The organism is Acetonema longum DSM 6540, from assembly GCF_000219125.1.
Classification (GTDB): Bacteria; Bacillota; Negativicutes; order Sporomusales; family Acetonemataceae; genus Acetonema; species Acetonema longum.
Genome location: NZ_AFGF01000255.1, coordinates 1 through 830, shown reverse-complemented (window position 1 = coordinate 830; position 830 = coordinate 1). Strand labels below are relative to the sequence as shown.

The window sequence follows — 830 nt, the reverse complement described above, 5'->3', positions numbered from 1 at the left end:
TTTTTGCAGGGCGCTCCAGAGATCGCCGGCGGTGGTGAAGATATAGTTGAAAGTGAGACGGCGGTCCTCGCAGAATGCAGCCCAGTTGGCGAAATCCTGGTACACCAGCCGCGCCGCCGGCGCTCCCTGGGCGACAAATTCGCAGCTGCCGGTATGGAGATCTTTGATTTGCCGGCAGCGGTGAATGATGTCGTAGGCGGCCCAGGCCGGATTGGTAGCCGGCTTTTTCTGATATTCGCCCGCCTGGGGATTCCAGACCCAAACGTCGTTGCGGGTTTGCAGCCAGGTAATGTTCGGCATGCCCCCGCTCAGCTGGTTGGTGGCCAGGGCTTTGATGCCGACCAGCACCTTGCCGGGACGGGAAAAGTCGTCATAGATGATGCTGGAGAGCTGGGTCCAGAAAACTCGGGTGGAATAGCGGGTGTTAGTGCCGTCTTTGGAGATGCACCGAGCTCGGACCTCATATTGGGCTGGAATCAGACGATCTACCTGATACGTGACCTGGAACGAAGTATTGGTCGCCTGGGTAATCGTCACCGCCCCGCTGGTGAGATTCCTCCAATCATCAGCGCCTACCCGGCTATACTGCGCCTGAACGGTTACGGAAGCGTTTTTCAGCTTCCCCTCATCATTGATGCGGTAAAGCCCACCGGGGAACTGCAGAGTGATTTCCAGCCCCTGTACAGCATTGCCTTCCGTTTGATGGGTGATCCAGGGATTGTTGGGATCATCGATATCCAGTTCGTAGGCCAGGGATTGATCTAAATAGGTGTCATTAAAATTGTCAACCACCGGCTGATCATTAACGCCCAGCCGGATTTCCGGCTCCT

Annotated in this window: 1 protein-coding gene; it reads right to left on the bottom strand. The window is 56.4% G+C overall.

Annotated elements, in window-relative coordinates; translation table 11 throughout:
* The coding region (gpJ, locus tag ALO_RS22645; RefSeq protein WP_004099416.1) for a TipJ family phage tail tip protein at positions 1 to 830 on the bottom strand (830 nt) is incomplete at both ends.